This window comes from Streptomyces sp. NPDC087215, assembly GCF_044744885.1.
GTDB lineage: Bacteria > Actinomycetota > Actinomycetes > Streptomycetales > Streptomycetaceae > Streptomyces.
In genome coordinates this window covers 62,440-88,284 of the sequence record NZ_JBIUZD010000009.1, presented here as the reverse complement: position 1 = coordinate 88,284, position 25,845 = coordinate 62,440, and the positions used below count along the sequence as shown (strand labels likewise).

The 25,845-nt window shown below is 72.6% G+C and carries 24 protein-coding genes and 1 riboswitch; of the genes, 19 read left to right on the top strand and 5 right to left on the bottom strand.

Annotation, left to right across the window (positions count from 1 at the left end; translation table 11 throughout):
- Positions 1-117: 117 nt before the first annotated feature.
- From ACIO92_RS22645 to ACIO92_RS22625, 5 genes are all read left to right on the top strand, one after another.
- Positions 118-1,167, top strand: coding sequence for a sugar-binding domain-containing protein (locus ACIO92_RS22645; RefSeq protein ID WP_366442504.1), 1,050 nt, complete (start codon positions 118-120; stop codon positions 1,165-1,167).
- Between the two features lie 187 nt (positions 1,168-1,354).
- Positions 1,355-1,795 carry a ribonuclease domain-containing protein gene (locus ACIO92_RS22640; protein WP_401237801.1) on the top strand — a complete coding sequence of 147 codons (441 nt, stop codon included), beginning with the start codon at positions 1,355-1,357 and terminating at the stop codon, positions 1,793-1,795.
- The gene (locus tag ACIO92_RS22635; protein WP_366442506.1) at positions 1,785-2,120 is read left to right on the top strand and encodes a barstar family protein; all 336 of its coding nucleotides are present in this window, start codon (positions 1,785-1,787) and stop codon (positions 2,118-2,120) included. The genes ACIO92_RS22640 and ACIO92_RS22635 overlap by 11 nt, the downstream gene beginning before the upstream one ends.
- Before the next feature lie 62 nt (positions 2,121-2,182).
- A complete protein-coding gene (locus ACIO92_RS22630; protein ID WP_366442507.1) occupies positions 2,183-3,664 on the top strand; it encodes a GuaB1 family IMP dehydrogenase-related protein in 1,482 nt (493 codons plus the stop codon).
- Positions 3,665-3,823: 159 nt separating this feature from the next.
- Positions 3,824-4,348, top strand: coding sequence for a GNAT family N-acetyltransferase (locus ACIO92_RS22625; RefSeq protein WP_366442508.1), 525 nt, complete (start codon positions 3,824-3,826; stop codon positions 4,346-4,348).
- A 32-nt stretch (positions 4,349-4,380) separates the two neighbouring features.
- Here the strand turns inward: ACIO92_RS22625 and ACIO92_RS22620 are convergent, their stop codons facing one another.
- Positions 4,381-5,445, bottom strand: coding sequence for a GDSL-type esterase/lipase family protein (locus tag ACIO92_RS22620; protein WP_366442509.1), 1,065 nt, complete (start codon positions 5,443-5,445; stop codon positions 4,381-4,383).
- 225 nt (positions 5,446-5,670) lie between these two features.
- On the opposite strand from ACIO92_RS22620, the gene ACIO92_RS22615 reads away from it, so the two are divergent.
- The 3 genes from ACIO92_RS22615 (at position 5,671) to ACIO92_RS22605 (ending at position 9,122) form a co-directional block, all read left to right on the top strand.
- The gene (locus ACIO92_RS22615; RefSeq protein ID WP_351787626.1) at positions 5,671-6,126 is read left to right on the top strand and encodes an Lrp/AsnC family transcriptional regulator; all 456 of its coding nucleotides are present in this window, start codon (positions 5,671-5,673) and stop codon (positions 6,124-6,126) included.
- A 432-nt stretch (positions 6,127-6,558) separates the two neighbouring features.
- Positions 6,559-7,428 (top strand): carbon-nitrogen hydrolase family protein, encoded by an 870-nt coding sequence (locus ACIO92_RS22610; RefSeq protein ID WP_366442510.1) that lies wholly within the window; start codon positions 6,559-6,561, stop codon positions 7,426-7,428.
- Positions 7,425-9,122: a flavin monoamine oxidase family protein gene (locus tag ACIO92_RS22605; protein ID WP_402282367.1), complete on the top strand. Its 1,698-nt coding sequence runs from the start codon at positions 7,425-7,427 to the stop codon at positions 9,120-9,122. Before ACIO92_RS22610 ends, ACIO92_RS22605 begins: the two co-directional genes overlap by 4 nt.
- A 109-nt stretch (positions 9,123-9,231) precedes the next feature.
- Here the strand turns inward: ACIO92_RS22605 and ACIO92_RS22600 are convergent, their stop codons facing one another.
- The 3 genes from ACIO92_RS22600 to ACIO92_RS22590 all read right to left on the bottom strand — a co-directional run bounded on the left by ACIO92_RS22600 (position 9,232) and on the right by ACIO92_RS22590 (position 12,835).
- On the bottom strand, positions 9,232-10,029 hold the full coding sequence (locus ACIO92_RS22600; protein WP_401237804.1) for a DUF5995 family protein: 798 nt from the start codon (positions 10,027-10,029) through the stop codon (positions 9,232-9,234).
- Positions 10,030-10,100: 71 nt separating this feature from the next.
- Positions 10,101-11,507: a solute carrier family 23 protein gene (locus ACIO92_RS22595; RefSeq protein WP_366442513.1), complete on the bottom strand. Its 1,407-nt coding sequence runs from the start codon at positions 11,505-11,507 to the stop codon at positions 10,101-10,103.
- 113 nt (positions 11,508-11,620) lie between these two features.
- On the bottom strand, positions 11,621-12,835 hold the full coding sequence (locus tag ACIO92_RS22590) for an MFS transporter (RefSeq protein ID WP_402282364.1): 1,215 nt from the start codon (positions 12,833-12,835) through the stop codon (positions 11,621-11,623).
- A 105-nt stretch (positions 12,836-12,940) separates the two neighbouring features.
- On the opposite strand from ACIO92_RS22590, the gene ACIO92_RS22585 reads away from it, so the two are divergent.
- The gene (locus tag ACIO92_RS22585; RefSeq protein WP_402282363.1) at positions 12,941-14,065 is read left to right on the top strand and encodes an ROK family transcriptional regulator; all 1,125 of its coding nucleotides are present in this window, start codon (positions 12,941-12,943) and stop codon (positions 14,063-14,065) included.
- A 196-nt stretch (positions 14,066-14,261) separates the two neighbouring features.
- On the opposite strand, the gene ACIO92_RS22580 is transcribed toward ACIO92_RS22585, so the two are convergent.
- On the bottom strand, positions 14,262-16,643 hold the full coding sequence (locus ACIO92_RS22580; protein WP_366442516.1) for a chitinase C-terminal domain-containing protein: 2,382 nt from the start codon (positions 16,641-16,643) through the stop codon (positions 14,262-14,264).
- A 273-nt stretch (positions 16,644-16,916) separates the two neighbouring features.
- Positions 16,917-17,047, top strand: a riboswitch (FMN riboswitch).
- A 203-nt stretch (positions 17,048-17,250) separates the two neighbouring features.
- Here ACIO92_RS22580 and ribD point away from each other — a divergent pair.
- From ribD to ACIO92_RS22530, 10 genes are all read left to right on the top strand, one after another.
- Positions 17,251-18,315 carry a bifunctional diaminohydroxyphosphoribosylaminopyrimidine deaminase/5-amino-6-(5-phosphoribosylamino)uracil reductase RibD gene (gene ribD / locus ACIO92_RS22575; protein WP_401237877.1) on the top strand — a complete coding sequence of 355 codons (1,065 nt, stop codon included), beginning with the start codon at positions 17,251-17,253 and terminating at the stop codon, positions 18,313-18,315.
- A 2-nt stretch (positions 18,316-18,317) separates the two neighbouring features.
- On the top strand, positions 18,318-18,926 hold the full coding sequence (locus tag ACIO92_RS22570) for a riboflavin synthase (RefSeq protein WP_366442518.1): 609 nt from the start codon (positions 18,318-18,320) through the stop codon (positions 18,924-18,926).
- 56 nt (positions 18,927-18,982) lie between these two features.
- A complete protein-coding gene (locus tag ACIO92_RS22565) occupies positions 18,983-19,558 on the top strand; it encodes a nicotinamide mononucleotide transporter family protein (RefSeq protein ID WP_366442541.1) in 576 nt (191 codons plus the stop codon).
- Positions 19,555-20,871, top strand: coding sequence for a bifunctional 3,4-dihydroxy-2-butanone-4-phosphate synthase/GTP cyclohydrolase II (locus tag ACIO92_RS22560; RefSeq protein ID WP_366442519.1), 1,317 nt, complete (start codon positions 19,555-19,557; stop codon positions 20,869-20,871). The genes ACIO92_RS22565 and ACIO92_RS22560 overlap by 4 nt, the downstream gene beginning before the upstream one ends.
- A 27-nt stretch (positions 20,872-20,898) precedes the next feature.
- Complete coding sequence (ribH, locus tag ACIO92_RS22555; protein ID WP_351787657.1) at positions 20,899-21,384, top strand: 6,7-dimethyl-8-ribityllumazine synthase; 486 nt, start codon at positions 20,899-20,901, stop codon at positions 21,382-21,384.
- Positions 21,385-21,417: 33 nt separating this feature from the next.
- Positions 21,418-21,690, top strand: coding sequence for a phosphoribosyl-ATP diphosphatase (locus ACIO92_RS22550; protein WP_030551960.1), 273 nt, complete (start codon positions 21,418-21,420; stop codon positions 21,688-21,690).
- A 51-nt stretch (positions 21,691-21,741) separates the two neighbouring features.
- Positions 21,742-22,590 carry an ATP phosphoribosyltransferase gene (hisG, locus tag ACIO92_RS22545; RefSeq protein WP_366442520.1) on the top strand — a complete coding sequence of 283 codons (849 nt, stop codon included), beginning with the start codon at positions 21,742-21,744 and terminating at the stop codon, positions 22,588-22,590.
- Positions 22,591-22,630: 40 nt separating this feature from the next.
- Complete coding sequence (locus ACIO92_RS22540; RefSeq protein ID WP_366442521.1) at positions 22,631-23,083, top strand: PH domain-containing protein; 453 nt, start codon at positions 22,631-22,633, stop codon at positions 23,081-23,083.
- Between the two features lie 273 nt (positions 23,084-23,356).
- Positions 23,357-24,733, top strand: coding sequence for a hemolysin family protein (locus tag ACIO92_RS22535; RefSeq protein WP_366442522.1), 1,377 nt, complete (start codon positions 23,357-23,359; stop codon positions 24,731-24,733).
- On the top strand, positions 24,730-25,779 hold the full coding sequence (locus tag ACIO92_RS22530; protein ID WP_366442523.1) for a hemolysin family protein: 1,050 nt from the start codon (positions 24,730-24,732) through the stop codon (positions 25,777-25,779). Before ACIO92_RS22535 ends, ACIO92_RS22530 begins: the two co-directional genes overlap by 4 nt.
- The last annotated feature ends 66 nt before the right edge of the window (positions 25,780-25,845 follow it).

Sequence of the window (25,845 nt, the reverse complement as noted above, 5' to 3'; positions counted from 1 at the left end):
GGTCCGTCGGGCCACCGACAGGACTGATCAGGACCCGCCGGATCTGACAGGATGGACGGCGGGTCCACCGTGTGAACGACAATCGGTACATGGACATCGCTAGGTGAACAGCGGTACGTGAACAGCAGTGAGGAGATCGCGGTGGCGGGTATGTCGGCGGGACGGGCAGCCCTGCGGATGGGCCCCGCGGAGCTGGTGCAGGCGGCGGCCATGGCCCGCCGCTTCTACCTGGAGGGCAAGTCCAAGATCCAGATCGCCGAGGAGTTCGGCGTGAGCCGCTTCAAGGTGGCCCGGGTCCTGGAGACCGCCCTGGAGCGCGATCTCGTACGGATCGAGATCCGCGTACCGGCCGAGCTGGACGCCGAACGCTCCGACGCGCTCCGCGCCCGTTACGGGCTCCGGCACGCGGTCGTCGTCGAGTCCCCTTCGGAGGGCGAGGACGAGTCGCCCGACCCGGAGAACCTCGGCGAGGTCGCGGCCGACCTGCTCGGCGAACTGGTCGCCGAGGGAGACGTCCTGGGCCTGGCCTGGGGCCGCTCCACCATCCACATGGCGGCGGCCCTCGACCGGCTGCCCCCGTGCACCGTCGTCCAGCTCACCGGGGTGTACGACGCCGGGACTGCCGAGCGCGGCTCCGTCGAGGCGGTCCGCCGCGCGGCCCAGGTCTCCGGCGGCGAGGCCCACCCCATCTACGCGCCGATGCTGCTCCCGGACCCGGCGACGGCGGCGGCCCTGCGCAGCCAGACCGGTATCGCACGCGCCTTCGAGTACTTCGACAAGGTCACCGTCGCCTGTGTCTCCATCGGCTCCTGGGAGCCGGGCATCTCCACCGTCCACGACATGCTCTCGGACGAGGAGCGCGCCCACTACGCCTCGCTCGGCGTCGCCGCCGAGATGTCCGCGCACCTCTTCGACTCCGAAGGCCGCCGGGTCGGCCGGGACCTGGGCGAGCGCTGCATCACCGTCGAGGCGGACCGGCTGCGCCGCATCCCCGAGGTCGTCGCCATCGCGGGCGGCCAGCGCAAGGCGGCGGCGATCGGGGCGGTCCTGCGCTCCGGGCTCGTCACCAGCCTGGTGACCGACCGCGCCGCCGCGGACTACCTGCTGACCGCGACGAACCCGGGGACCCACCCGGCGCTCGACCGGGCGGACCCGGACAGCGGCTGAGCCGCCGCCACACCGTGACGCCCCCGTCGGCCACCGACGGGGGCTTCGTCGTGCCCGGGGCGCACCGGGCGAGTCCGGCGGGTCCCGGAGGGCACGGGCCGGGGGCTTGCCCGAAGGGTGTACCCGGGCCGCTCCGGGCAGGGGCCCGGGGGGGACGGAACCGTTCCGTGGCGATATGTTCGGGATCATGTTGCTCCGGCCCCTGCGCGTGCTCCTCGCGCTCGTCCTCTGCGTCTTCCTCGCGGGCTGTTCCGCCGCGGGCGGCGGCGGGGACACCACGTCCTCCCGCACCGCTCCGGCCGCCTCCTCCGCGCCCGCCCCCGCGTCCACCGGCACCTCGGGACTGCCGACCGTACGGGCCGCCGACCTGCCCCCGGAGGCACGGAGGACCCTCGCGCTGATCGCGCGGGGCGGGCCCTACCCGTACGCCAAGGACGGCACCGTCTTCTCGAACTTCGAGAAGGTCCTGCCGCGCGAGAAGCGCGGCTACTACCACGAGTACACCGTGAAGACGCCCGGCTCGCGCGACCGGGGCGCACGCCGGATCGTCACCGGACAGCGCGGCGAGACCTACTGGACCGACGACCACTACGAGACCTTCCGGGAGGTGGTCCCCGATGCCCGCTGACGGCACCGTCGTCCTCGATCTGACCGGCGTCACGGACAAGGCGGCCCTGATGGACCGCTGCGCCGCCGCCCTCGCCCTGCCCGACTGGTTCGGCCGCAACTGGGACGCCCTCGCGGACTGTCTCACCGATCTGCCGGAACCGGTCGTGCTCGTGGTGACGGGCTGGCGGGAGTACGCCGGGGCCCGGCCGCGCGAGTGGGGGACCGCCCAGGAGGTCTTCGCCACGGCCGTCGACGAGCGCCCCACCCGCCTCGCCGTCCTCCTCTCCCTCGGCGCGTCCTCGGAGGATCCTACGAAGAGGCTCTCGCGAGCCTCGGAGGATTAGCCCGGGACCGGTATCCGTACACACGTGGGAGAATGAACTACGTGCTTTTTCCCCTGGCTGAAATGCCTAGGGGCCGATCCGAACGACTGGGATGTCAGCACGTGCGTTTCCTCAATGACGTCAAGCCGCCCTACGACCTGACGTACGACGATGTGTTCATGGTGCCGAGCCGCTCGGCCGTCGGTTCCCGCCAGGCGGTGGACCTCTCCTCGCCGGACGGGACCGGGACCACGATCCCGCTGGTCGTCGCCAACATGACCGCCATCGCCGGCCGCCGGATGGCCGAGACCCTCGCCCGGCGCGGCGGACTGGTCGTCATTCCGCAGGACATCCCGATCGAGGTCGTCACCGACGTGATCTCGTGGGTCAAGAGCCGCCACCACGTGCTCGACACCCCGATCGTCCTGGAGCCGCACCAGACCGTCGCCGACGCGCTCTCCCTGCTGCCGAAGCGGGCCCACGGCGCCGGAGTCGTGGTCGACGCCGACCGCCGTCCGGTCGGCGTCGTCACCGACGCGGACCTCTCCGGAGTGGACCGCTTCACCCAGCTCTCCGAGGTCATGTCCAGGGACCTGCTGCTCCTGGACGCGGACATCGACCCCCGCGAGGCCTTCAACACCCTCGACGCCGCCAACCGCCGCTACGCCCCGGCGGTCGACGCCGACGGCAAGCTGGTCGGCATCCTCACCCGTAAGGGCGCGCTGCGCGCGACCCTCTACACCCCCGCCGTCGACGCGAACGGCGGGCTGCGCGTCGCCGCCGCCGTCGGCATCAACGGCGACGTGGCGGGCAAGGCCAAGCAGCTGCTCGACGCGGGCGTCGACACGCTCGTCATCGACACCGCGCACGGCCACCAGGAGTCGATGATCAGCGCGATCAGGACCGTCCGGGCGCTCGACCCGAAGGTCCCGATCGTCGCGGGCAACATCGTCGCCGCCGAGGGCGTCAAGGACTTGATCGAGGCGGGCGCCGACATCATCAAGGTCGGCGTGGGTCCCGGCGCCATGTGCACCACCCGCATGATGACCGGCGTCGGCCGCCCGCAGTTCTCGGCCGTCATGGAGTGCGCCGCCGAAGCGAAGAAGTACGGCAAGCACGTCTGGGCCGACGGCGGTGTCCGCCACCCGCGCGACGTGGCCATGGCCCTCGCCGCCGGGGCCTCCAACGTGATGATCGGCTCCTGGTTCGCCGGTACGTACGAGTCGCCGGGCGACCTCCAGCAGGACGCCAAGGGCCGCTTCTACAAGGAGTCCTTCGGCATGGCCTCCGCGCGCGCGGTCAAGAACCGCACCAGCGACGAGTCCTCCTACGACCGCGCCCGCAAGGCCCTGTTCGAGGAGGGCATCTCCACCTCGCGCATGTTCCTCGACCCGGCCCGTCCGGGCGTCGAGGACCTGATCGACTCGATCATCGCGGGCGTCCGCTCCTCCTGCACCTACGCCGGTGCCGGCTCGCTCGCCGAGTTCGAGGAGAAGGCCGTGGTCGGCATCCAGTCCGCCGCCGGGTACGCCGAGGGCAAGCCGCTGCACGCCAGCTGGAGCTAGGGCGTGTTTCGAAAGTAGCGCCGTCTGCCCACCAGGCGGGCGGGACTTTCGAAACACGGCCCGGTCCCCTCCGGAGAAACGCTTCTCCGCCACCGCTCCCTCCGAGGGCCCCCGGGAAACTCCTCCCGGGGGCCCTCGGCGTTCCCGTACGGTCGGCGCATGGACCGAGGAGACCTCACGGACATCAGGCCCTGCCGGGCCGCCGACGTGCCCCTGCTCGATCGCCACCTTCCCGCGCCCGGGGCGCCGACCCGGCACGCCGACCGCTTCGCCCGCCAGGAGACCGGCGCGGGCCCCTACCTCGTCGCCTGGCGCGACGGGGTGCCGGTCGGGTACGGACAGCTCCGCCGGGACGGCTGCGCGGCGCCCGAGGTACGGGCCGCCGTGGACGACTGCCCCGAGTTCAACGGTCTCGACGTACGCGCGGACCTGCGGGGCCTGGGCATCGGCACGGCCCTGATCCGCGCTGCCGAGGAGCGGTCCCTGGCGCGGGGGCACGCCTTCCTGGGGCTCGGTGCGGGACACGACAACCCGCGCGCGGCGGCGCTGTACGCACGGCTCGGCTACACACCCGTCGTGGAGTACACCGACCGCTGGAGCCGGACCGACGCGGCGGGACGCGTGCACGAGCACGCCGACCCCTGCACGTTCCTGGTCAGGAGACTGACCGTGCCGGACGGCTGAGCCGCCCGTGCCCGCCCGTGTGCCGCCCGGTGTCAGGACGGCCCGTCGGCGGCCCCGGCAGGCACGTACGGCCGCAGGGCGTCCGCCACCGCCGCCGCGATCATCGCGTGCCCCCGGTCGTCCGGGTGCAGCCCGTCCACCAGGTGCTCCGGGCCCAGCAGCGGCAGACCGGACAGCACGAGGAGGTGCCCGTCGCCCTCGGCGGCCAGATCACGGGCCGCCCGCTCCATGGCCCCGCGCAGCTCCGCCAGGGTCGCGCCGAGGAGGTTGGGACGGTCCTCGGCCTCCGGGCGCAGGACCGGCGAGACGACGAGCAGCGGGGTGTCCGGATGGCCCCGGCGGACCAGACCGACGAAGGCCCGCACCGTGGCGTACAGCCACTCGGCCGTCGCGGGCACCCGGGACCAGCAGTTGGTGCCGAAGGCGAGGGTGATCAGCTCGCCGGGGAGCCGGGCCAGCTGCTCGGCGAGCGGCAGTTCGCCGCGCGCCCCGCCCGCGTACCCCAGATTGACCGGGTCGAGGTCCAGGAGCCGCCCGGCCGTCGCGGGCCAGGAACGGGCCGGCCGGGTCGCCCACCAGCCCTCGGTGATCGAGTCGCCGTGGACGAGCCAGCGCGGCCGGACCGGAGCGGGCGACAGCTCCCCGCCGAGGGCCCGCAGACCCAGCGGGACGGGCGCCTGCCCCTCCGGGAGATGGACGCTGAACACCCCGCCGCCCGGTGGCAGCGGCAGGGTTACGGTCGCCTGTGCCGCCGGGGCGGCACAGGTCTCGCCGACGAGCCGCGTGCCGTGCCACAGGGCGAAGCAGTGGCGCAGCCCGGCCAGCGGATCGGTCCGCTCGGGCACGGTGGCCCGGTAGCGCACCTGCACCGCGCGCGTGCCCGGCCCGGCCGTGAACTCGATCCGCACCCCGATGGGCAGGGCGGCCCGCTCGGCGATGTCCCACGGCAGCCGTTCGAGGTCGGCGGGATCGGCGCGCACCGGCCGGTCCCCGTCCAGCCAGGCCGTACCGCGCAGGAAGCGTGCCGGGTCGAGCCAGCCCACGGGGGCCTCCGATCGAGGGGTCGGCAGGGGCTCGCAGCGTCGGTCATCGGCCATGAGGAGTCCATACGCGTGCGCGCCCCGGTTCACACCCCCGACGCGCAGACGCACACGCGGTGGGCGCGAGGTCTCCCCGGGGCCTCCGCCGCTCGCCCGGACGGCCCTCGGTCGCCGGACGGACGCCGGGCCCGTGTTCTACTTCCTGTGCGGCGCGCGCCGCACCCCGACCGGTCGGCCACCGAGGCGCCGACGGGCCCCCAGCAGAGAAGTGATCCACCCGTAGTGCGACTCAACGACCTCGACGAACGCATCGTCCACGCCCTCGCGGAGGACGCCCGCCGCAGCTACGCCGACATCGGCTCGCTCGTCGGCCTCTCGGCGCCCGCCGTGAAACGGCGCGTGGACCGGCTCCGCGCCGAGGGCGCCATCACCGGCTTCACCGTACGGGTGGACCCGGCGGCGCTCGGCTGGGAGACCGAGGGCTTCGTCGAGATCTACTGCCGTCACAACACCTCGCCCGACGACATCCGGCGCGGTCTGGAGCGGTACCCCGAGGTGGTGTCCGCGTCGACCGTCACCGGGGACGCGGACGCCGTCGTCCAGGTCTTCACCTCGGACATGCGCCACTTCGAGCGGGTCCTGGAGCGGATCGCGGGCGAGCCGTTCGTGGAGCGCACCAAGTCGGTCCTGGTGCTCTCACCCCTGCTGAGGCGGTTCTCCTCGGGCTCGCCCGCCTGACGACCCCGCGCCCCGCCCGGGGGAGGTCCGGGGGCGGGCCGTGGCCCCCGCACCTGACCTCCCCCATGGGGCGGTCCACGCGGCCGGGTGTCCGCCCCGCCGGGGCGGCACCGTGAAGTCACCGGTGCCCGGCAGCCCCTTCTCGAAGGGGGCCGCGCTCACCCACGGTGGCAACTCCGGGAACTCCTCCCCCGGATCCAGCCGCGCCGACCGCGGGACGCCGGGCCGCAAGGCCGGTCCCTCCCTCCGCCGCGCGGCAGGGGGACCCGTACGGCCCCGGGCGGAGCCGTACGCAACGAATCACCGCCGCACCCGCCGATCGCGCAACGGTTCGGCGGTCGGTCCGCAACGCTGCCGCCTTGTCCCGATGGAGTCCGGAACCGTACCGTTTCTGACGTCTCCCCCATACTCCGAACCCCCCGAGGACCACGCATGTCCGCGCTGCGCACCGCCCTGCTCCAGAGCTCCGGCGAGCCCGGTGACGTGGCCGCCAACCTCAAGCTCCTCGACGAGGCCGCGGCCCGCGCCGCCGCCGCCGGAGCGGGCCTGCTGCTCACCCCCGAGCTCTTCCTCACCGGATACGCCATCGGCGCCGACACGGGACGCCTCGCAGAGCCCGCCGACGGGCCCTCCGCCCGTGCCGTCGCCGCCGTCGCCGTGCGCCACGGCCTGGCCGTGGCCTACGGCTACCCGGAGCGGTCCACCGAGCGCCACGGCGTCCTCCACAACGCGGCCCAGCTCATCGGCGCCGACGGCGAGCCGCTCGCGCACTACCGCAAGACCCATCTGTACGGCGACTTCGAGCACCACTGGTTCACGCCCGGCGACGAGGGCGTCGTCCAGGCCCGGCTCGGCGGGCTCACCGTCGGCCTGATGATCTGCTACGACGTCGAGTTCCCGGAGAACGTCCGGGCGCAGGCGCTGGCCGGGACCGACCTCCTCCTCGTCCCCACCGCGCTCATGCACCCCGCCGAGGTCGTCGCCGAGTCCGTCGTCCCGGTGCGCGCCTTCGAGAACCAGCTCTACATCGCGTACGCCAACCGGACCGGCCCCGAGGGCGAGTTCGAGTTCGTCGGCCTGTCCACCCTCGCCGCCCCCGACGGCACCGCCCGCGCCCGCGCGGGGCGGGGCGAGGACCTCGTCCTCGGCGATGTCGACCCCGGCTTCCTGGCGGTCTCCCGGGCGGCCAACCCCTACCTCGCCGACCGGCGCCCCGGGCTCTACGGCCCCCTCGTCCGACCGGCCGCCCCCGCCGCCCGTCTCCACCCTTCCCCATCCGCGCAAGGAGTCCGTACCCCATGACGTCCACGGTGCCCACGACAGCCGTCCCGCACAGCGACGGCCAGCCGCCGATCACCATGTTCGGTCCGGACTTCCCGTACGCCTACGACGACTTCCTGGCCCACCCGGCCGGACTCGGCCAGATACCGGCCACCGGGCACGGCACCGAGGTCGCGGTCATCGGCGGCGGGCTCTCCGGCGTCATCGCCGCGTACGAGCTGATGAAGATGGGTCTGCGGCCGGTCGTCTACGAGGCCGACCAGATCGGCGGCCGACTGCGCACGGTCGGCTTCGAGGGCACCGCCACCGAGGGCCTCACCGCCGAGATGGGCGCCATGCGCTTCCCGCCCTCCTCGACCGCGCTCCAGCACTACATCGACCTGGTGGGCCTTGAGACCACGCCGTTCCCGAACCCGCTCGCCGAGGCGACCCCGTCGACCGTCGTCGACCTCAAGGGCGAGTCCCACTACGCCACCACCGTCGACGACCTGCCGCAGGTCTACCGCGATGTGATGAACGCCTGGAACGCCTGTCTCGAAGAGGGCGCCGACTTCTCCGACATGAACCGTGCCATGCGCGAGCGGGACGTCCCGCGCATCCGGAAGATCTGGTCGCGGCTCGTCGAGAAGCTCGACAACCAGACCTTCTACGGCTTCCTGTGCGACGCGGAGTCCTTCAGGTCCTTCCGGCACCGCGAGATCTTCGGCCAGGTCGGCTTCGGCACCGGCGGCTGGGACACCGACTTCCCCAACTCCATCCTGGAGATCCTCCGCGTCGTCTACACCGAGGCCGACGACCACCACCGCGGCATCGTCGGCGGTTCGCAGCAGCTGCCGCTGCGCCTGTGGGAGCGCGCCCCGGAGAAGATCGTGCACTGGGCGCAGGGCACTTCGCTCAGCTCCCTCCACGGGGGCGCCCCGAGGCCGGCCGTGACCCGGCTGAACCGCACGGCGGGGAACCGGATCACCGTCACGGACGCCTCCGGCGACATCCGCACCTACCCGGCGGCGGTCTTCACCGCCCAGTCCTGGATGCTGCTGTCCAAGATCGCCTGCGACGACTCGCTCTTCCCGATCGACCACTGGACGGCGATCGAGCGCACCCACTACATGGAGTCGTCGAAGCTGTTCGTCCCGGTCGACCGGCCGTTCTGGCTGGACAAGGACGAGCGGACGGGCCGGGACGTCATGTCGATGACGCTGACCGACCGGATGACCCGCGGCACCTACCTCCTGGACGACGGCCCGGACAAGCCGGCCGTGATCTGCCTCTCGTACACCTGGTGCGACGACAGCCTGAAGTGGCTGCCGCTCTCGGCGAACGAGCGGATGGAGGTCATGCTGAAGTCGCTCGGCGAGATCTACCCGGACGTCGACATCCGCAAGCACGTCATCGGCAACCCGGTGACCGTGTCCTGGGAGAACGAGCCCTACTTCATGGGCGCCTTCAAGGCGAACCTGCCGGGGCACTACCGCTACCAGCGCCGTCTCTTCACCCACTTCATGCAGGACCGGCTGCCCGAGGACAAGCGGGGCATCTTCCTCGCGGGCGACGACATCTCCTGGACGGCGGGCTGGGCCGAGGGCGCGGTGCAGACGGCGCTCAACGCGGTGTGGGGCGTGATGCACCACTTCGGCGGCGGCACGGACGCGACCAACCCCGGTCCCGGCGACGTGTACGACGAGATCGCCCCGGTCGAGCTGCCGGAGGACTGAACCGCCCGAAGCGCGGGCGCGGGAGGGGAGCGAGCCGCCCCGCATCCCGGGTCCGCGCGGGGAGCGGGCCGTCCGGACCGGGCGCGGTCAGGGGAGCGGGACGCCCGGTTCAGGGTCTGGTCAGGGGCGTGAGCAGCATCCGTCCCACCAGGCCCACCGACCGGTCGAGCCGCTCGGTGAACTCCTCCGCGAGACCGGGCAGGGCGCGCAGCTGCCACAGCGAGCGGGCCGCGAGCCAGGACCCGTCCCTGGCCCGGTCCAGGCTCCAGCAGCCGAGCAGATGGGTGAGCGGGTCCGCGATCTCCAGGAGGTCCGGGCCCGGCATCAGCTCCTCCCGGATGCGCTCCTCCAGGAGGACCAGGACGTCCCCGACCCGGTCGTACTCGTCCTCCAGGTCGGCGGGGGCGCACTCCAGGTCCTGACAGGCGTCGACCACCGCGAGGGCCAGGTCGTGGCCGATGTGGGCGTTGATCCCGGCCAGCGCGAACTGGAGCGGCCGTACGCCGGGATGGCGGCGGAAGTGGAAGAGGGGCCGCCAGCAGGCGGGGGCGGGAGCGCCGTCCGTGACGGCGTCGACCGCCGCGAGATAGCGCTCGGCGAACCGCGTGCCGAGGGTGCCGACGGCCCGCCGGTCGGGGAAGCCGCCCGCCTCGACGGCGTGCCCGATCTCCTCGGTCACGGTCAGATAGACCCGGTTGAAGACGGCGACGCCGTCGGCCGGGTGCCAGGCGGAGCGCAGCGCCCGCATCCGTTCCAGGACCGGGTCGACCGCGAGGAACGGGCCGAGCGGCCGCCCGTCCCGCTCCGTCGCCGGGCCGTCGCGGCCGTCCCGCCCGTTCCGGCCGCTCGTGCCGCTCGGCTCGCTCGGGTCGGCCGGTACCTGCCACCGCCGCTGGGTCCGCTCCATGGGGGCAGGCTCCCAGCAGCCGGGCCCGGAGGGAACTCCCCTGGACCGGCTTACCCAGAACGGGCGAACGCTCAGTCCTTCGTCGGGGTCCCGGTCCCGTCGCCCGGGGTGCCCTCGTACGAGCTGGTGCCGGAGTCGAGGAGCGGTTCCTGCTCCTTGAGGTGGGCCGGGGCGAAGGCGCGCAGTACGTGGTAGCCGGTGATGACGACGATCGTGCCGAGCGCGATGCCGCCCAGCTCGAAGGTGTCGGTGAAGGTCAGCTTCACACCGCCGACGCCGATGATGATGCCCGCGGCGGCGGGCACCAGGTTGAGCGGGTTGCGCAGGTCGACCTTGGCGTTGATCCAGATCTGCGCGCCGAGCAGGCCGATCATGCCGTACAGGATCACGGTGATGCCGCCGAGGACACCGCCGGGGATGGCGGCGACGATCGCGCCGAACTTCGGGCAGAGGCCGAAGAGCAGGGCGAAACCGGCGGCGGCCCAGTAGGCGGCGGTCGAGTAGACCCGGGTGGCGGCCATGACGCCGATGTTCTCGGAGTACGTGGTGTTCGGCGGACCGCCGACCGCGGTCGACAGCATCGAGGCGGCGCCGTCGGCGGCGATGGCCGTGCCGAGCTGGTCGTCCAGCGGCTTGCCGGTCATCTCGCCGACGGCCTTGACGTGACCGGCGTTCTCGGCGATCAGGGCGATGACGACGGGCAGCGCGACCAGGATCGCGGACCACTCGAAGCTGGGGCCGTGGAACGACGGCAGACCGATCCAGTCGGCCTTGCCGACGCCCGACAGGTCGAGCCGCCAGTGGTCGGCGACCTGACCGGACGGGGACATCGAGTGGATCTTGCCGAAGACGAGGTCGAAGACCCAGGAGATGCCGTAGCCGAAGAGCAGACCGAGGAAGATCGCGATCCGGGACCAGAAGCCCCGCAGACACACCACGGCCAGACCGGTGAACAGCATCACCAGGAGCGCCGTCCACTGGTCCTGCGGCCAGTAGGTGGAGGCGGTGACCGGCGCCAGGTTGAAGCCGATCAGCATGACCACGGCGCCCGTCACCACCGGCGGCATCGCCGCGTGGATGATCCGCGCCCCGAACTTGCGGACCGCGAGCCCGGCGAGGAAGAGCACCGCGCCGACCACGAACACCGCGCCGGTCACGGTGGCGCTGCTGCCGCCCGAGGCACGGATCGCGGCGGCGACCCCGACGAAGGAGAGCGAGCAGCCCAGGTACGAGGGGACCGTGCCGCGCGTGGCGAGCAGGAAGATCACGGTCGCCACGCCCGACATCATGATCGCCAGGTTCGGGTCCAGGCCCATGAGGACCGGAGCCACGAACGACGCCCCGAACATGGCGACCACGTGCTGGGCGCCGAGACCGGCCGTACGGGGCCAGGAGAGCCGCTCGTCCGGGCGGACGACGGCGCCGGGAGCGGGTGTTCGCCCGTCGCCGTGCAAGGTCCAGCGCACGCCGAGGTTCATGAGGTCGCTCCCGTTCTCCGGTTCCGGCGGCCGTGTCGTGACCGCAAAAGATCAGCCACATGGTATGCGCCATCGGAACCTCGTACGTGCGGGCGCAGCCCGGGGCGGCGGACCTATCCGACGGGCCCCGGGGCCCTCTCCGTGGCGGAGGGCTTCGAGGTAGCCCTGCGGCCCTCGGTCCTGAGCACCCCCGCGCCCAGGACGAGCCCCAGCGAGAGCAGCGTGACCAGGCCGAACGAGAAGACCAGGGAGGTCGCGTTCGCGATGCCGCCGATCGCCGAGGGGGCGATGAGACCGGAGGTGTACGTGATGGTGGCGACACCCGCGATGGCCTGGCTGGGGTTCGGGCCGCTGCGCCCGGCGGCGGCGAAGGCGAGCGGGACGACGACCGCGACCCCGAGCCCGATCAGACCGAAACCGGCCATGGCGACGGCGGCGTGCGGGGCGACGACGACCATCACCCCGCCCAGGGTGGCGGCGGCGCCCCCGACCCGTACCGTGCGGACCGCGCCGAAACGGTCCACGACCCGGTCGCCGGCGAGCCGGGCGACGGCCATCATCAGCGCGAAGGCGGTGGTGGAGGCGGCCGCGAGCCCTGCGGAGCCGCCCAGCTCGTCACGGAGGTAGACGGCCGACCAGTCCAGGCTGGCGCCCTCCGCGAAGACCGCGCAGAAGCCGACCGCGCCGATGACCAGCGCGGACTTCGGCGGTAGCGAGAAGCGCGGCGGCGCCTCCTCCTCCGGGGTGCTGCGGACGTCGAGCACGCCCTGGCAGAAGACGAGGCCGAGGGCGGTCAGGACGAGCGCGGCGATCAGATGGTGGATCCGGGCGTCGCCGCCGAGGTGCGCGGCGACCGTGCCCGCGGCGGAGCCGATGAGGGCGCCCACGCTCCACATGCCGTGCAGGCTCGACATGATGGACCGGCCGAGCCGGTTCTCGGTCTCGACGCCCAGCGCGTTCATCGCCACGTCGGACATTCCGGCGGTGGCGCCGTACACGAAGAGCGCGCCGCACAGTCCCCAGATGTTCGGGGAGAGCGAGGGCAGGATCAGGGCCAGCGTCCAGAGCGCGAGCAGTCCGCGCAGCGCCGGGCGGGCGCCGAAGCGGTGCGAGACGGATCCGGCGAGCGGCATGGCGACGGAGGCGCCGAGGGCGGGGAAGGCGAGCGCCAGCCCGAGCTGTCCCGCGCTGACCCCCGCGTGCTCCTGGATCCAGGGGATGCGGGTGGCGAAACTGCCGGTGACCGCGCCGTGGACGCAGAAGACGGCGGCGACGGCGAAGCGCGCCCGCCGCAGGCGTTCGGTGCTGGTGACGTTCTGCGCCGCCATGGGCCCTCCCTCGGGTCTGGTGGCCGGTAAACTATCAGGAACCCTGCCTGATAAATAGCTCGCGGACGGCACCGACGACCGGGACGCTTCTGAGAGGATCGCCGCATGGCCGCATCCCCGAGCACCGCACGAGCCATCAACGACCGGTTCGCCCTGCGACTGCTCCAGGACGAAGGGCCGTTGACGGCCACTCAGCTCAAGACCCTCACCGGTCTCTCCCGTCCCACCGTCGCCGATCTCGTCGAACGGCTCCGGGGCTCCGGGCTCGTCCATGTCGTGGGGGAGTCCGGAGCCGAGCGCCGGGGCCCCAACGCCAAGCTCTACGGACTCGTCGCCGACCGCGCGCACCTCGCCGCCCTCGACGTCCGCACCCGCTCGGTCACCGTCACCGTCACCGATCTGCTCGGCTCCGCCCTCGCCGAGGCGTCCGTGCCCGTCGGTGACGACCACGGCACCGGACCAGCCGTCGAGAAGGCGGTCACCCTGCTGGAGCGGGCCGTCGCCGAGGCAGGCGCCGACCGGCTGCACAGCGTGGCCGTCGGCGCTCCCGGACTCATCGACCCGGCCAGCGGCGAGCTCCGCGACTCCTCCGGGCTGCCCGCCTGGCACCGCAGGCTCGTCGGCGTCCTCCAGGAGCGGCTCCCGGCCCGGGTCCTCGTCGAGAACGAGACCAATCTCGCCGCCGTCGCGGAACTGCGGGAGGGCGCGGCCCGCGGCCGGGAGGACTTCGTGCTGCTCTGGCTCGGCCAGGGCGTCGGCGCCGCCGTCGTCCTCGACGGGCGACTGCGCCGGGGGGCCTCGGGCGGCGCGGGCGAGATCGGCTTCCTGCCGGTCCCCGGCACCTCCGGGCTCCCCTCGGCGACCGGCTGCGACGGCGGCTTCCACGAGCTGGCCTGCACGGCGGCGGTCGCGGCCCTGGCCGCCTCCCACGGACTCGACCCGGCCGCCGCGCTCGGCTCGGGCCACGGCCCCTTCCTGGACGCCCTGGCCCGCCGTCTGGCCGTCGGGGCGGCGGCGGTGGTCTCCGTGCTCGACCCCGGCTGTCTGGTCCTCGCGGGGGAGACCGGCCACGCGGGCGGCCCGGAGCTGGCCGCCCGCGTGGAGTCGGAGCTGGCCGCCCTCTCCCCGCTCCGTACGGAGGTCCGCGCGACGACCCTGGGCGACGCGGCGGTCCTCAGGGGCGCCCTGCTGAGGGCCAGGGACGCGGCCCAGGAGGAGCTGTTCCCGTAAGGGCCTCCCCTACGGGAACAGCTCCTGAGGGCGGGAGCCGTACGGGCTTCCCCCTCCGGGGCATCCCGGGAAACACCACCGCGCCGCGCTCCGGACAGGGGAGCGCGGCGCGGTGGGCGTCCGGCGGGGGCAAGGGCCGTGTGTCCCCGCCGGAGTCCTACGGGTGGTGCCTCATGGGCGTGCTAGCGGATGGGCCTCAGCAGGGGCCGAGGTCCTTCCAGACGCCCCAGGCGCCGGTCGTGCCCGGCTCCTCGTTCTGGGTCCACCACTGGGCCTTGTACTTGCGGCCCTTGTGGGAGATCTCGACACCCGCGTTGTAGACCGCGCCGGCCACGTACGCCGTCGTTCCGGTGCAGCCCGTGGGCGGCGTCGTCGGAGGCGTGGTGGGGGGAGTGGTCGGCGGGGTCGTGGGCGGGGTCGTCGGAGGCGTGGTCGGCGGGGTCGTCGGCGGCGTCGTGGAGCCGGGCTCCACCACCGTCGTACCGCGCGCCAGGTCACCGGCGAGGGCGTACGTCGTGCCGTTGATGTTCACCGTCCAGTTGGACGGGGTGGTCACCGGCAGGTAGTAGTTGAACGCCAGGTCGATCGTCGCGCCCGGGGCCAGCGACTGCCAGGCCGGGAGCTTCAGGGAGACGCGGTGGAAGTCGCCCTTCAGACCGCCCACGTTGCCGCCCGTGTGGTCGCTGCTGATGACCTTCGTGCCGAAGCCCGACTGGTCGGAGGCGTTGGCCGGGGCCGAGGTCCCGTAGTCGAACTGGAACTCCGTGCCGCCCGGGAGCGCCGTCGCCGTGTTGTTGGTGATCTTGATCTTCGGGGTGATCGGGTAGTTCGAGTCGCCCAGCTTGAACTCGGTGAACTGGGTGTCGATCTTCACGGCCTGGGTCGGCAGCGCCTTGTTCGACTTCTTGGCGCCGTACGGGGTGGCCGCCTTGAACTTGTCGTACATCAGCGAGGTGAGCGTGGAGCCCATCTCGTACTGGCCCTTGGCGGCGTTCCAGGCGTAGTCACCGGCCATCTCCCAGACCATGGTGCCGCCGATGCCCTTGCTGACCACGTAGTCGGCCTTGGCGGCCACCGACTGCTCGTCCTCGGTGGAGAGGAAGACCTTCTTCTGCGCGTTCCACAGCCACGGGGCGACCAGGGTCGCGTCATACTTGCGGGCGTAGGTGCCGGTCAGCGTGGTGTTCGCCGGGAAGCCGTACTGCGTGACGTAGTCGCCGACGATCCCCTTCTCGAGGTTCTTGGCGTGCCACATCGGGTTGGAGCCTGCGGGGGACTCCTTGCCCGCGGTGTCCTTGTCGTGCCACAGGTTGTCGATGCCGACGGCACCGTCACCGCACTTGGTCAGGCCCGCTCCGGCCGGGCAGGTGGCCGCGCTGGCCTTGCCCCAGAGGCCGTCGGTGCCGCCCTGCACGTTCTTGTGGCCGCGGGTGTAGTAGGGCAGGCCGATGTTGATGCGGCCGGCCGGCATGGAGCCGCGGAAGTAGTGGTAGGCCCAGTCGGTGTTGAGGTACCCGATGTTGCCGTACTGCGCCGAGCCGTAGACGTTGGCGGCGGCGAGTTCGCCGTCCTTGCCGTCGTCGAAGAGGGAGGCGTTGGGACCGACGTACTCGTTCCAGGCGCCGTGCAGGTCGTAGGACATGATGTTGACGTAGTCCAGGTACTTCTGCATCTGGAACGTCTCCATGCCCCGCAGCAGGTAGCCGGAGGAGGGGGCGGCGACGGTCAGCAGGTAGTGCTTGCCGTCGGTGGCGCCGGCCGTGTCCAGCTTCTCGCGCAGGGACTTCATGAGGGCCGCGTAGCCCTGCACGAGTCCGGCGCGGCGCGCGTTGGCGAGCTGCCAGTCCAGCGGGTTGCCCGCGTCCTTCATGGTCGTCGGGTACTCGTAGTCGATGTCGACGCCGTTGAACCCGTACTTCCGGATGAAGTCGACGGCCGAGGTGGCGAAGGTGTTGATCCCGGCCTGGTTGACCGAACCGTCGGCGTTGGTGGCCATCGAGTAGAAGCCGCCGGAGTTGACCCGGTCGCCGTTGTCCGCGAAGTAGCCGCCGGTCTCGGCCCAGCCGCCGACGGAGATCAGCGTCTTCACGTCCGGGTACTGCTTCTTGAACTTGTTGAGCAGGTTGAAATGGCCCTTGTAGGGGAGTGCGGGGTCCATCTCGGCGCCCGCGACACCGGGCCAGGTCATCCCGGTGGCGGCGTTGTTCGGGCCGTCCGTGCCCACGGACAGCTTGTTGTCACCGCCGACGTGCGCGAAGGCGTAGTTGATGTGGGTGATCTTCTGCCACGGGATGTCCTTGGCGAGGTACGCGGGCTCGCCGTTCTTCCCGGTGCGCCAGCCGGTGAAGTAGCCGATGACGCGGCGCTGGTGGTCGGCGCCCATCTTCTCGCGGCCCTCGGTGTCGTACACCGAGCAGTACGGGACGTCGACGCCCGGGGTCTTGTAGAGCCCGTCGGGGCGACAGGACTCGTTGTCGGCGGCGTACGAGACGCCGCCGGAGAGGGAGCTGAGCAGCAGCCCGGCGACGGCCGCGCCGGACGCGAGCAGCGAGGCTCTTTTCGCGGTGGGGGACAACACGATCGGGTCCTCCTGGAGTGGGGGTTCCCCCGCGCCTCGCGGCGTGGGAGGAGTTCAGGACAACGAGCAAGGGGGTGGGTCGTGTTGGGCCCGTGGAGTGCGCACGCCGTCGGACCGGTTACCTCGGAGGTGACACGGACATTAAGAGGACTAGACCAGTGCGTCAATAGGTCTGTACCAACAGAGAATTCTGTGAGAGCGTGTGAGCCAGCCCACAGGGTCCGGGCCGTATGGCCCCTTGCGGGGCGTGGCACACTGGCCCTGTATCAGCAGCAGCGCACTCCGGGGTCGGTGTAATTCCGAACCGGCGGTTATAGTCCGCGACCCGTCCGCAGCCAGCGGCCGGTTGACCAGGTGAGATTCCTGGACCGACGGTGAAAGTCCGGATGGGAGGCAGTGCGCGGCGGGTGACCCCTCTCTTCGGGGCGCATCGGCCGTACGTCCGCTGGTCGCCGTGTCGTACCCGACGCGGCGTACCCGTGCGACGCGGCCCCGGCGCACCCGTACGAAGGAGTCGTTCCCGCTCTCTGTCGTCATCGACAGGCCCCGGAGTCCGTGCCCGAAGAGGCAGGAGGACCCGGTGGCACGGCAGACCGACACCACCGCCATGCGACGCGCCGTCGAACTCGCCGCCCGCGGTCTCGGCGCCACCAGCCCCAACCCGGTCGTCGGCTGTGTCGTCACCGACGCCTCCGGCCACCGTGCAGGCGAAGGCTTCCACCAGCGCGCCGGCGGCCCCCACGCCGAGATCCACGCCCTGCGCGAGGCCGGTGTCCTCGCCCGCGGCGGCACCGCCTACGTCACCCTCGAACCCTGCGACCACACCGGCCGCACCGGCCCCTGCTCCCAGGCGCTGATCGAAGCCGGGATCAGCCGGGTCGTGTACGCGGTCGGCGACCCGGACCCGCGGGCCACCGGCGGCGCCGGCACCCTGCGCGCGGCCGGCGTGACCGTGGAGCGCGGGCTCCTGGAGACCGAGGCCGAAGCGGTCAACACCGCCTGGCTCACCTCCGTACGCAAGGGCCGCCCCTTCGTCCGCTGGAAGTACGCCGCCACCCTCGACGGCCGGACCGCCGCCGCCGACGGCACCTCCCGCTGGATCAGCTCCGCAGGGTCCCGCGCCGACGTCCACCGCCTCCGCGCCGAGTCCGACGCCGTCGTCGTCGGCTCCGGCACCGCCCGCGCCGACGACCCCCACCTGGCCGTCCGGGGCGTCGAAGGGGCCGTCCAGCCGCTCCGTGTCGTCGTCGACACCGAGGCGAAGGCCGTACGCCCCGGCGCCCGGGTCCTCGACGACGCCGCCCCCACCCTGATCGCGGTCGCCGAGGACGCCGACACCGACCTCCCCGACGTCCTCCGGCTCCCCAGGGCCGGACGCGGGCTGTCCGTCCCCGCCCTCCTGGACGCCCTCCACGCGCGCGGCGTCCGCTCCGTCCTCCTCGAAGGCGGCCCCACCCTCGCGGGCGCCTTCGTCGCCGCGGGCGCCGTCGACCAGGTCGTCGGCTACCTCGCCCCGGTCCTCCTCGGCGCGGGCCCCGCCGCCCTCGCCGACGCCGGAATCGGCACCCTCGCGCAGGCCTTGCGGCTCGACGTCACCGAGACCGTCCGGATCGGCCCCGACCTCCGCGTCACCGCCACCCCGCAGTCCACCGCCACCCCCAAGGGAGCCTGACCGTGTTCACCGGAATCGTCGAAGAACTGGGCGAGGTCGTCGCCGTCGAGCAGCTCACGGACGCCTCCCGCTTCCGGCTGCGCGGCCCCGTGGTCACGGAGGGCGCCCGGCACGGCGACTCCATCGCCGTCAACGGCGTCTGCCTCACCGTCGTCGAGTGCGGCGACGGCACCTTCACCGCCGACGTCATGGCCGAGACCCTCAAGCGGTCCTCCCTCGGCGCCCTGGAGACCGGCTCCCGCGTCAACCTGGAACGGCCCATGGCCGTCGGCGGACGGCTCGGCGGCCACATCGTCCAGGGCCACGTGGACGGCACCGGCACGATCCTGGAGCGGACCCCCTCCGAGCACTGGGAACTCGTCAGGGTCGGGCTGCCCGCGCACCTCTCCCGGTACGTCGTCGAGAAGGGCTCGATCACCGTCGACGGCGTCAGCCTCACCGTCGTCGAGGTCACCGACGACTGGTTCACCATCAGCCTCATCCCCACCACCCTCGACCTGACCACGCTCGGCATCAAGCGGCCCGGCGACCCCGTCAACCTCGAAGTGGACGTCATCGCCAAGTACGTCGAGCGGCTGCTCGGCCCGAACGCCCGGGAGAACGTCAAGTGAACTGGCTCAACTCCGAGGCGTTCACCGTCCTCGACCAGCGCATCCTGTGGTCCGACATGATCGGCAACACGGTCGGTCTGATCGCCCTCGCCCTCGGCTGGCGCCGCTCCATCCTCACCTGGCCCGCCCAGCTGCTCTCCGGCCTGATCCTCGTCGGCGCCTACGCCTCCGCCCACCTCTCCGGCGGCGTCGGCAAGCAGCTCCTCGTCATCGGCGTCGCCGCCTGGGGCTGGTGGCAGTGGAACCGGGGCAGGCGGCACGCCCAGGACGGCTCCATCGCCGTCCGCTTCGCCAGCTGGAAGGAGCGCGGGCTGCTCGTCGGCGGCGCCGTCCTCGGCACCCTCGTCGTCGGCGGCCTCTTCACCCTCTACCCGTCGCTCTCCTGGAGCCCCTGGGCCGACGCCTACATCTTCGTCGGCACCCTCGTCGCGATGATCGCCCAGGCCCGCGGCCTGGTCGAGTTCTGGTTCGCCTGGCTCCTCGTCGACCTCGTCGGCGTCCCGCTCGCCTTCCACAGCGGTCTCGCCTTCTCCGGTCTGGTCTACGTCATCTACTTCGCCCTGGTCCTCTGGGGAATGCGCGACTGGTGGCTCAGGACGCGCACCCCCGCTCTGAAGGGAGCCCACGCATGAGCGCCCGCCCCTCCCGCGCCCCCGAAGGCAAGCAGTCCCCCGGGACCGCCCTCTGGGACGTCACCGACCTCGCCCTCGACCCCGTCGAACAGGCCGTCCGCGACATCGCCGCCGGCCGCCCGGTGGTCGTCGTCGACGACGAGGACCGCGAGAACGAGGGCGACCTCGTCATCGCCGCCGAGATGGCCACCCCCGAGGTCGTCGCCTTCATGATGAGCGAGTGCCGCGGCCTGATCTGCGCCCCCATGGAGACGGAGGAGCTGGACCGCCTCCAGCTCCCGCAGATGGTCGACCGGAACACCGAGTCGATGCGCACGGCCTTCACCGTCTCCGTCGACGCGTCCCCCGCGCACGGGGTCACCACCGGCATCTCCGCCGCCGACCGCGCCACCACCCTGCGGATGCTGGCGAGCGGTCGGCACGAACCGTCCGACTTCGTCCGCCCCGGCCACGTCTTCCCGCTGCGCGCCAGGCCCGGCGGCGTCCTCGCCCGCAACGGGCACACCGAGGCCGCCGTCGACCTCGCCCGGCTCGCGGGCCTCCGCCCGGCCGGCGCGATCGTCGAGATCGCGGGCGAGGACGGCGTCATGCTCCGCCTCCCCGAACTGGTCCCCTTCGCCCGCAAGCACGGCCTCACGATCATCTCCATCGAGGACCTGATCGCCTACCGCCGCTCCGCCGAACCCACCGTCCGCCGCGAGGCCGAGGTCAGCCTGCCCACCGCGCACGGCGACTTCACCGCCTACGGCTACCGCTCCACCGTGGACGGCGTCGAACACGTCGCCCTCGTCCACGGCGAGATCGGCGACGGCGAGGACGTCCTGGTCCGCCTCCACTCCGAGTGCCTGACCGGCGACGTCTTCCACTCGCTGCGCTGCGACTGCGGCCCCCAGCTCCACGCCTCCCTCGACCGCGTCACCGAGGAGGGCCGCGGAGTCGTCGTCTACCTCCGGGGCCACGAGGGCCGGGGCATCGGCCTGCTGTCCAAGCTGCGCGCGTACGAGCTCCAGGAACGCGGCCGGGACACCCTCGACGCCAACCTGGAACTGGGACTGCCCGCCGACGCCCGCGACTACGCGGCGGGCGCGCGCATCCTCACCGACCTCGGCGTCCGCAGCCTCCGGCTGATGACCAACAACCCCGACAAGATCGACGCGCTCACCCGGCACGGCCTCACCGTCGAGGGCCGCGAGCCCATGCCGGTCACGGCCGGTGAGCACAACGTCCGGTACCTCACCACCAAGCGGGACCGGATGGGCCACGACCTGCCCTGGCTGGACGGCTCCCCGGCCGCCGGCTGCGGCAACCAGTAACGAAGCACGTCACCGACAAGGAGAGACATGAGCGGCAAGGGCGCACCCGTCCTCAGCGTGAAGAACTGCGGCGACCTCCGGGTCGCGGTCATCGCGGCCCAGTGGCACGAGAAGGTCATGGACGGCCTGGTCGACGGAGCCCTGCGGGCCCTGAGCGAACTCGGCATCGACGAGCCCACCCTGCTCCGCGTCCCCGGCAGCTTCGAACTCCCGGTCGTGGCCAAGGTCCTCGCCGGGCGCGGCTACGATGCCGTCGTGGCGCTCGGCGTGGTCATCAGGGGCGGAACACCGCACTTCGAGTACGTGTGCCAGGGCGTCACCCAGGGCCTCACCCAGGTCTCGGTCGACACCGGCGTACCCGTCGGATTCGGCGTCCTCACCGTCGACACCGAGGAGCAGGCCCTCGACCGGGCCGGACTCGAAGGCTCCTCCGAGGACAAGGGCCACGAGGCCGTCACCGCCGCCGTCGCGACCGCGACCATCCTCCGTACGGTCAGCGAACCCTGGCGCTGACACGCGACCCCCACCCCGTACCCTAGGACCATCATGGCGAACAAAACCTTCGAAGAGCTCTTCGCGGAGCTCAAGCTCAAGGCCGAGACCGGCGACCCGGCCACCTCCCGCACCGCGGAACTGGTGGACAAGGGCGTCCATGCCATCGGCAAGAAGGTCGTCGAAGAGGCCGCCGAGGTCTGGATGGCCGCCGAGTACGAGGGCAAGGAAGCCGCCGCCGAGGAGATCTCGCAGCTGCTGTACCACGTCCAGGTGATGATGGTCGCCCGCGGGATCTCGCTCGACGACGTCTACGCCCACCTCTGAGCACGCGTTCCCCGACTCCCCCTCCCGTCCCAGGCAAAGGAAGCTCACCCCATGCTGCGCATCGCCGTCCCCAACAAGGGTTCCCTCTCCGGACCTGCGTCGGCAATGCTCCATGAGGCCGGCTACCGCCAGCGCAAGGAGTCCAAGGAACTGGTGGTCATCGACCCCGGCAACGAGGTCGAGTTCTTCTACCTGCGCCCCAAGGACATCGCGATCTACGTCGCCTCCGGGAAGCTGGACATCGGCATCACCGGCCGCGACCTGCTCCTGGACTCCGGCGCCAGCGCCGAGGAGATCCTCCCGCTGAACTTCGGCCGCTCCACCTTCCGTTACGCCACCCGGCCCGGCACCGCGAGCGGCCCCCAGGACTTCGGCGGCATGACGATCGCCACCTCCTACGAGGGCATCGTCGCCAAGCACCTCGCCGACCAGGGCATCGACGCCTCCGTCGTGCACCTCGACGGAGCCGTCGAGACCGCGATCCAGCTGGGCGTCGCCCAGGTCATCGCGGACGTCGTCGAGACCGGCACCAGCCTGCGCAACGCGGGCCTGGAGGTCATCGGGGACCCGATCCTCACCTCCGAGGCGGTCGTCGTCCGCCGTCAGGGCGCCGACGCCGACCACCCGCAGGCGCAGCAGTTCCTCCGCCGCCTCCAGGGCGTCCTCGTCGCCCGCTCGTACGTGATGATGGACTACGACTGCCGGGCCGAGCACCTGGAGCAGGCCGTCGCCCTCACCCCGGGCCTGGAGTCGCCGACCGTCTCCCCGCTGCACAACGAGGGCTGGGTCGCCGTCCGCGCGATGGTCCCCGCCAAGGAGTCGCAGCGGATCATGGACGACCTGTACGAGATCGGCGCCCGCGCCATCCTCACCACCGCCATCCACGCCTGCCGTCTCTGACGGCACGGCCCGCACTCCCCGAGGCACCGAGGAAACCCTGATGTCCCAGCCGTCCGCGCCCGCCCTGCCGGTCACCTTCCGCCCCGGGCGCACCCGGGCGATCCTGCTGACGATGGCGACCGTGATGTTCGTCGTGATCACCGTCGTGGCACTGATGCTGGACCGCCTCGGGCCGGGGGAGAAGGCCAGCTTCGTCTTCACCGCCGCGATGCTCGCCGGGGTCCTGGTGCTGCTGAGCCGCCCCAAGGTCGTCGCCGACGCCGAGGGCGTCACGGTCGTCAACATCACCCGGACCCGGCGACTCGCCTGGGCGGAGATCCTCAAGGTCAATCTGCGCCCCGGCGACCCGTGGGTCTTCCTCGACCTCAGCGACGGCACCAGCCTCCCGGCGCTCGGCATCCAGCCGGGGATCGCCAAGGAGTCGGCGATCCGCGACGCCCGCGCCCTGCGGGCCCTGGCGGACAGCCACGGGACGTGCGGCGCCGCGGCCTGACGGCCCGCCGGGCCCGGGACCCCTCGGGGGAGGAGCGTCCCGCCCCGTACGGGACGACCCCGGTCCGTCCCCCGTCCGGGGCCGACCCTCTGCCCCTCGGGGCCTTCGCGTGACTACTCTGGAGGCGGTGGTGCCGAGCGCACCACCGCCTCGCGTGTGCAGGGCCGCGGTCGCGGCCCGCGGGGCCGCCCTTCTACCCGAGGAGTGACTCCCTCCAGCAATGGACGGATCGTCCGGTAGTACCCGCGCCGCCCCCTCCCAGGAGGCGGCGGCATGATCGTCTCCCTTCTGCCGCTCGTCGCGGCCTTCGTCCTCGTCCTCGCCAACGGCTTCTTCGTGGCCGCCGAGTTCGGTCTGGTGACCGTGGAGCGCGCCGAGGCCGAGCGCGCCGCGGCCGCCGGTGACCGGCGCGCCCGCACCGTCGTCACCGCCCTGCGCGAGCTGTCCTTCCAGCTCTCCGGCACCCAGCTCGGCATCACGATCACCTCCCTCGTCGTCGGTATGCTCGCCGAGCCCGCGCTCGCCGGACTGCTGCGCGGACCGCTCACCGCCACCGGACTGCCCGGGGGCGTCGTCTCCTGGACCGCGGTGGTGACCGGGATGCTGCTCGCCGCCGCCGTCCAGATGGTGGTCGGGGAGCTGGTGCCCAAGAACTGGGCGGTCTCCCGGCCGCTCCAGGTGGCCCGCTTCGTCGCCACCCCGCAGCGCTGTTTCTCCGCCGTCTTCCGGCCGGTGATCTCCCTGCTCAACCGGGTCGCGAACCGGCTGGTCCGGCTCCTGGGCGTCGAGCCCACCGAGGAGCTGGACTCGGTCCGCACCCCCGGTGAGCTGGTCTCCCTGGCCCGGCACTCGGCGCGGGCCGGCACCCTCGAACAGGACACCGCCGACCTCTTCGTACGGACCCTGTCCCTCGGCGGTCTCACCGCGGAGCAGCTCATGACCCCGCGGGTGAAGGTCAGCGCCCTCCAGTGGGACGCCACCGCCGCCGACGTCCTCAACCTCACCCGGGCCACCGGCCTCTCGCGCTTCCCGGTCTACCGGGACCGCATCGACGAGATCGTCGGCATGGTCCACCTCAAGGACGCGCTCGCCGTCGCCCCGCCCGCCCGGCTGCGGACCCCCGTCGGCCGGATCGCCGTCCCCCCGCTCCTGGTCCCCGAATCGCTGCCCGTCCAGACCCTCCTGGAGCGGCTGCGCAGGGAGCAGCCCATCGCGGTCGTCGTCGACGAGTACGGCGGGACGGCCGGGGTCGTCACCCTGGAGGACATCGTCGAGGAACTCGTCGGCGAGGTCCGTGACGAGCACGACACCCCGGCCGACGGGCGGCCCGAGCTGGCCGCCGCGCCCGCCGAGGACGGCCGGCCCGCCTGGGACGCCGACGGCTCCTGCCGGGTCCACGCCCTGCGCCGGATAGGCCTCGACGTGCCCGAAGGGCCGTACGAGACCGTCGCCGGGCTCGTCGCCGATCTCCTCGGGCGCATCCCCGCCCCCGGAGACCGGGCCGAACTCCCGGGCTGGCGGCTCTCGGTGCGGCAGGTCGACCGCTACCGCGCCGAGCGCGTCCGGATCGTCCGGACGGGCCCGGTGCCCGGCCGGGAGACCGGCGGGGCCGCGCCCCGGGTCCCGGTGGCGGCGGAGGCGGTCCGATGAGCACCCTTCCCCTGCTGTTCGCCGTCCTCCTGGTACTGGCCAACGGCTTCTTCGTCGGGGCCGAGTTCGCGCTCGTCTCCGTCCGCCGCAGCCAGATCGAGCCGCTCGGCGGCGCCCGTGCCCAGCAGGTCCTGTACGGGCTCGAGAACCTGCCGCGGATGATGGCGGCCGCGCAGTTCGGCATCACCGTCTGCTCGCTGACGCTCGGCGCGGTCGCCGAGCCGTCCGTCGCCCGTCTCCTCGAACCGGTCTTCCACGCGGTCGGGGTCCCGGACGCGCTGATCCATCCGCTCGGCTATGTCGTCGCCCTCGCCGCCGTCGTCTTCCTCCATCTCGTCATCGGCGAGATGGTCCCGAAGAACCTGGCGATGGCCGCGCCCGAGCGGACCGCGCTCTGGCTCGCCCCCGGTCTGGTCGGCTTCGCCCGGCTGTGCCGCCCGGTGACGGCCTCGCTGGGCGCCTGTGCCCGGCTGGTCCTGCGGGCGTTCAAGGTGGAGCCGAAGGACGAGGTGGAGGCGGTCTTCACCAGTGTCCAGCTGGGCAGGCTCGTCGAGGACGCCGGTCAGGCCGGACTGCTCGACCCGGCCGAGCAGGAGCGTCTGGAGGACGCTCTCGAACTGGGGACGCGCCCGGTGACGGAGGTCCTCCTCGCCTCCGCCTCCCTGGTCACGGTCCCGCCGACGGTCACCCCCCGGGAGATCGAGGAGCTGACCGTCCGTACCGGGTACTCGCGCTTCCCGGTACGGGCCGAGGCCCGGGGCACCTTCATGGGCTTCGTGCACGTGAAGGACGTCCTCGACCTGGAGGAGCGGGAGCGGGCGGTGCCCCGGCGGCTGTGGCGGCCGATGGCGACGGTCCGGGCCGAACTGCCCCTCGACGACGCCCTCACCGTGATGCGCCGGGCCGCGACCCATCTGGCGCAGGTGGCGGACGGTTCGGGCCGGATCCTCGGCCTGGTCGCCCTGGAGGACGTCCTGGAGAAACTGGTGGGCGAGGTCCGCGACCCGGCCCACCGGCTCCTCCCGGACCGGGCGCCCGCCCCGTAGGGAACCGTGGGCCCGGACCAGCTCCGGGCCCACGGTCCTCCGGGACACCGCCCGCCGTGCGCGGGC

What these genes read in the sequence shown, in the direction of transcription:
- ACIO92_RS22605 (WP_402282367.1), top strand. Translation starts at nt 7,425, where the DNA reads ATGACGTCCACGGTGCCCACGACAGCCGTCCCGCACAGCGACGGCCAG.
- ACIO92_RS22560 (WP_366442519.1), top strand. Translation starts at nt 19,555, where the DNA reads ATGAGCGCCCGCCCCTCCCGCGCCCCCGAAGGCAAGCAGTCCCCCGGG.
- ACIO92_RS22530 (WP_366442523.1), top strand. Translation starts at nt 24,730, where the DNA reads ATGAGCACCCTTCCCCTGCTGTTCGCCGTCCTCCTGGTACTGGCCAAC.
- ACIO92_RS22540 (WP_366442521.1), top strand. Translation starts at nt 22,631, where the DNA reads ATGTCCCAGCCGTCCGCGCCCGCCCTGCCGGTCACCTTCCGCCCCGGG.
- ACIO92_RS22585 (WP_402282363.1), top strand. Translation starts at nt 12,941, where the DNA reads ATGGCCGCATCCCCGAGCACCGCACGAGCCATCAACGACCGGTTCGCC.
- ACIO92_RS22565 (WP_366442541.1), top strand. Translation starts at nt 18,983, where the DNA reads ATGATCGGCAACACGGTCGGTCTGATCGCCCTCGCCCTCGGCTGGCGC.
- ACIO92_RS22630 (WP_366442507.1), top strand. Translation starts at nt 2,183, where the DNA reads ATGCCTAGGGGCCGATCCGAACGACTGGGATGTCAGCACGTGCGTTTC.
- ACIO92_RS22625 (WP_366442508.1), top strand. Translation starts at nt 3,824, where the DNA reads ATGGACCGAGGAGACCTCACGGACATCAGGCCCTGCCGGGCCGCCGAC.
- ACIO92_RS22635 (WP_366442506.1), top strand. Translation starts at nt 1,785, where the DNA reads ATGCCCGCTGACGGCACCGTCGTCCTCGATCTGACCGGCGTCACGGAC.
- ACIO92_RS22600 (WP_401237804.1), bottom strand. Translation starts at nt 10,029, where the DNA reads ATGGAGCGGACCCAGCGGCGGTGGCAGGTACCGGCCGACCCGAGCGAG.
- ACIO92_RS22620 (WP_366442509.1), bottom strand. Translation starts at nt 5,445, where the DNA reads ATGGCCGATGACCGACGCTGCGAGCCCCTGCCGACCCCTCGATCGGAG.
- ACIO92_RS22640 (WP_401237801.1), top strand. Translation starts at nt 1,355, where the DNA reads ATGTTGCTCCGGCCCCTGCGCGTGCTCCTCGCGCTCGTCCTCTGCGTC.
- ACIO92_RS22590 (WP_402282364.1), bottom strand. Translation starts at nt 12,835, where the DNA reads ATGGCGGCGCAGAACGTCACCAGCACCGAACGCCTGCGGCGGGCGCGC.
- ACIO92_RS22550 (WP_030551960.1), top strand. Translation starts at nt 21,418, where the DNA reads ATGGCGAACAAAACCTTCGAAGAGCTCTTCGCGGAGCTCAAGCTCAAG.
- ACIO92_RS22535 (WP_366442522.1), top strand. Translation starts at nt 23,357, where the DNA reads ATGATCGTCTCCCTTCTGCCGCTCGTCGCGGCCTTCGTCCTCGTCCTC.
- hisG (WP_366442520.1), top strand. Translation starts at nt 21,742, where the DNA reads ATGCTGCGCATCGCCGTCCCCAACAAGGGTTCCCTCTCCGGACCTGCG.
- ribD (WP_401237877.1), top strand. Translation starts at nt 17,251, where the DNA reads ATGCGACGCGCCGTCGAACTCGCCGCCCGCGGTCTCGGCGCCACCAGC.
- ACIO92_RS22595 (WP_366442513.1), bottom strand. Translation starts at nt 11,507, where the DNA reads ATGAACCTCGGCGTGCGCTGGACCTTGCACGGCGACGGGCGAACACCC.
- ribH (WP_351787657.1), top strand. Translation starts at nt 20,899, where the DNA reads ATGAGCGGCAAGGGCGCACCCGTCCTCAGCGTGAAGAACTGCGGCGAC.
- ACIO92_RS22610 (WP_366442510.1), top strand. Translation starts at nt 6,559, where the DNA reads ATGTCCGCGCTGCGCACCGCCCTGCTCCAGAGCTCCGGCGAGCCCGGT.